Genomic DNA, 3,762 nt, shown 5'->3' with positions numbered 1-3,762 from the left:
TGGTTCAACCGATTCCGTCGATTGCCCATCCGCTACGAGCGACGCGCAGACATCTACGAGGCCTTCACGAGCCTCGCCGCCAGCCTCATCACTCTCAACCAGATCAGACGGTTCTGTTAGGCGCTCTAAGTCTGTCGACGCAGACTGGTCAGGCGGTGGATTTTGACTGCGACGGCTTCCTACGGATGTACGGCTTGATGCGTAATGCGGCCCGCGTGTGCTGCCAAGCGTCCCGATCACGTCTGGTCCTACGATTTCGTCGAGCACCGCACGCGCAACGGGCGCAAGTACCGGATGCTGAACGTCATCGATGAGTTCACGCGTGAGTGCCTCGCCATCCGTGTATCCCGCAAGCTGAAGGCCCTCGATGTCATCGATGTGCTCTCGGACCTGTTCAGCCTGCGCGGTGTGCCCGGTCATATCCGCTCGGACAACGGGTCTCTCCTTTTTCGACGTCGGCGACGAGCGCTACCGAGAGCCTGATTCGAGCTGAGTTTCGGATGGACTGCTCAGCCCGAGCTTCTCGTGTGCCTCGGCTGGCGACATCCGCCGAATCGATTCGTCGGAAAAGCCAGGCTCCCGAAGCTCTGCCCGTTGACGGCTCGTGATCATCAACGACACGGTAGGGGACGTTGCTGGCCCACTAGCCGTACCGCTCTGTTCGACGTCCTCGGTGCGGCTGACACGGCCGAGGAACGCTTCTTCTTCTGCAGCCTGATTGAGGAGCATCCGCAGGTACTCGTCCGTCTCTGCCATCTGCGGCCCTCCTTTTCCTGTGTCGGCCCCAGGAATGCGCCGAATCAGCCACACGAAGGGCGGTGCAGCCCGCTCGAACGATGGGTCAGGCTATGGCCGTCAGGACTGCTCCGTCAGAGCTGAGCTTCGCCTACCGTCGCCCCGAGTGGAAGCGGTGACGCCAGCCCTCATCCAGCCTGCGCTCCGCCGCACTTTCCTCTGGGACGGGTTCCAGACACAGCAGGATCATCGCGAAACCGTTCGGCTGGAAGTACACCTGCTCGGAGAGGCCCGGCGCGCGCAGGTCGCGCTTCACATTGATCCAGAGATCGGGACTGCACGCGGCGATGTCACTCGCGCTGTTCGGCCGAGGCGGAGCGCTGCGATAGAGCGAGCCTGTCGGGACCGGGCTGCCGACCGCACAGATGATGTCCGGGAAGGAGAGGCTGCGGTAGCATCGCTGCACCCGGCCGTTGCCCACCACGACGACCGCGATCCGCTCGGGGTGGTACTGCACGTAGGCCCGAGCCGCCGCCTCCTTACCGACCGCGAAGTCCCGCGCGAGCGCGAGTACGTGCTGCAGATCGGACTCGCGGAAGGCCGCCATCGCCTCCCGCAGCAGGTGCGGGGGCATCAGCACGAGGCTGGCGAAGCGGTTGGCCTCGACCTCCCTGAGCTGTCGCTGGTCGCCCGCCTTCGCGGTGTGGCGGAGTAGGTCGGAACTCTTGCACAGGAACCGGCCGGGCTGGTCCGGGACGTGGTGCGCCATCAGGAAGTGGCCGAGTTCGTGCGCGATGGTGAAGCGGCGACGTGGTTCGCCCCCGCGCTTGGCGAGGATGATGGCCTCGGACCGCTTCGCGTCGGTCACAAGGCCGCCCTCGAAGTCGTCGGTGTCGAGGTCCTCGACCCCGAGGATGCCGAGGCGCGCGCACAGCTCCTGGATTGGCACGGGCACCGGAAGGTTCGGCTCGGCCTGTAGAATGCGTTTGACCAGCGCCTCCGGCGAGCTCGCGTCCGCTAGTTCCAATCTGCTGATCGGCATCCACGCAGCCCCATCCCGTCTCTGAGCCGATCCGTCAGGCCGCCCCGCACCCACGATCCCAAGATCGGACTGTGGAGAGTTTGTGCAGATGGTTACTCAACTGCGCCATCGCGAGTGGAGGCCATACTGACGCGGTTCGGCGGTCCCCACGGTCCCGACGACATCAGTGAGGCCGAGAGAGTAGCCGCGCTTGGCGAGCTGGCGCGGCGGCGAACGCTCGGTCGGGCGCCCTATCTCAAGAGCGTGAGTCGGCGGAACTGAGGTCGGCTGCTGAGACTACGCAAGGCGTAGCAGTAGGATGCGCGGATCGAACTTTTTTCTCAGCCGCTCCCTGCCGGATTGATCGTCGGCACCAAAGTGCGCGACCGCGAACTCTGTCAGCGCACCCACCTGGGCTGGTTCAGCACTAGTCACAGAAGACTTGCTCGCAACAAGGCTGGATGCGATTGCGCCCCCTATTTGAGGGATGTGTCCCCAAGCTCGTTATGGTCAAGCTTGTGGCAAGCGGGGGGATGAGCAGTGACCAAGGGGTAAAGTAACCGAGCCCCCGAGCGGGGTCGCCGATCCGATCTCGCGCGCTTCCTTCGCCGCAGCGTGGCAGTCACTCTCAGCGCGGCTGCGCTGGCGGGCTGCGCGACTCTTGCCCAACCGGGACCGGGCGGACGGCTGAAGGGTAAGCTCATCGTGCAATGGGTTGGCGAGAACCGGTTCGCCTACCTGCCGGACCCGAAGGACCCGCTCACCTTCGTGACCACCGACAATCGAGCCATCATCCCGCAGCCGATGTACACCGATGGCGGCTCAATTCCGCCTATCCTCCAGCCCATTCCTGGCTTCTCGCCCTGGGGGTATGGACCGGCCTACATCGTTCACGACTGGCTGTTCGAGCAGCACCGCTGCGGCTATACCGGCGCGGACCAGATCAGCTTCGAAGAATCTGCGCGCATTCTGGGCGAGGTGATCGACACGCTGATGCGCGAGGGCATGGTTCCGTGGAATCCGGAGGCTCGCGGTCTGATCGAGGCGGGGGTGCGGACGCCCATCGCGCGCCGGTTGTGGGACGCACCTCCAACCGGGACAAACTGTAAGACGCCGGCCGTGGCGAGCCTGCGCCGGGCCGCTCCCGAGGGGCCGACCGTTGTCCAGATCGACTTCTCACGCCCGCGACGGTTCCGCTAGACTCTGAAGCAGCCCAGCGTGGTCGCCACATGCCGGCTCTCAAACCTACTGCACGCCACACCTCCCTAAAGAGGCGGGGCGTCAGCCCTTGCACGCGCGAAGCCATTGTCTGTCAACGTCTGAAATAGGCCGGTACAAGCCGCTTCAAAATGTGGGCTATAAAGTGGGGTCACGGCCCTGGTGAGGCCAATTTCTCAAATCAAAGCAACGGCTTGAAGCAACCGAATGGCGGAGAGGGGGGGACTGCCCCAAACAGTCAAAAAGCTCAATAAAAACAGTGATTTTTCGTTCGGCTTCGAGCTTTCTTTGTACCAGGCGATTGTACCGTGGTCGAGGCCCATAACTCACATTGCGCGCCTCGGTGCTACCACCATGGCAAACCCAGCCTTCGTACGGCCACCCTAAAGGCTCCGACGCTAGCATCAGGCGGAGGTCTCACCCGGCCCAACTCTCCTTTTCCACGTCCAAGAGCCAGCGCCCGAAAGCCTAAATCTATTCCAGCACTCCGTCCCACTTGCGATAACAGATGGCCGAAGCGGGTTCGTTCATTGATGCCGGAGCGGCGCAATTCGATGAACGGGCAGATCAATCAGCATGTGGTCCGCCCGCTTACGTGTTTCGCGCACCTGTTTCCCGACGCATACTGCTTGGACGAACATCATACTTATGCAGAACTACGGTAATTACCCACCCCCTTGCGCGGGTTGGGTTTCGCTGATTCCCTCGTGGGATGGTTCGTACCGATCTTGAGCGGCTGAGCCGCGAGGAGTTGATCGAACTGGTGCTGCGGCTGCAGCGTCCGGATA

The 3,762-nt window shown here is 63.1% G+C and carries 3 protein-coding genes and 2 pseudogenes; 3 read left to right on the top strand and 2 right to left on the bottom strand.

All coding sequences use genetic code 11. The features are described from left to right. Nucleotides 1-120, top strand: a pseudogene (locus FV242_RS33155) (IS5/IS1182 family transposase); the annotation flags it as partial. Nucleotides 121-198: 78 nt separating this feature from the next. Next, a pseudogene (locus tag FV242_RS33150) lies at nt 199-438 on the top strand (DDE-type integrase/transposase/recombinase); the annotation flags it as partial. Nucleotides 439-468: 30 nt separating this feature from the next. Here the strand turns inward: FV242_RS33150 and FV242_RS33145 are convergent. Then, nucleotides 469-756, bottom strand: coding sequence for a hypothetical protein (locus FV242_RS33145; protein ID WP_147941906.1), 288 nt, complete (start codon nt 754-756; stop codon nt 469-471). A gap of 130 nt (nt 757-886) precedes the next feature. Next, a complete protein-coding gene (locus tag FV242_RS33140) occupies nt 887-1,777 on the bottom strand; it encodes an ImmA/IrrE family metallo-endopeptidase (protein WP_147941905.1) in 891 nt (296 codons plus the stop codon). A 594-nt stretch (nt 1,778-2,371) separates the two neighbouring features. Here FV242_RS33140 and FV242_RS33135 point away from each other — a divergent pair. Further along, nucleotides 2,372-2,956, top strand: a complete 585-nt coding sequence (locus tag FV242_RS33135) for a DUF1353 domain-containing protein (protein ID WP_147941904.1) — start codon at nt 2,372-2,374, stop codon at nt 2,954-2,956. Nucleotides 2,957-3,762 lie beyond the last annotated feature (806 nt).

It is taken from the genome of Methylobacterium sp. WL64 (assembly GCF_008039945.1).
Lineage (GTDB): Bacteria > Pseudomonadota > Alphaproteobacteria > Rhizobiales > Beijerinckiaceae > Methylobacterium.
The sequence above is the reverse complement of the archived record's forward strand: the minus strand, read 5'-3'. Positions and strand labels throughout refer to the sequence as shown.

What these genes read in the sequence shown, in the direction of transcription:
- FV242_RS33145 (WP_147941906.1), bottom strand. Translation starts at nt 756, where the DNA reads ATGGCAGAGACGGACGAGTACCTGCGGATGCTCCTCAATCAGGCTGCA.
- FV242_RS33140 (WP_147941905.1), bottom strand. Translation starts at nt 1,777, where the DNA reads ATGCCGATCAGCAGATTGGAACTAGCGGACGCGAGCTCGCCGGAGGCG.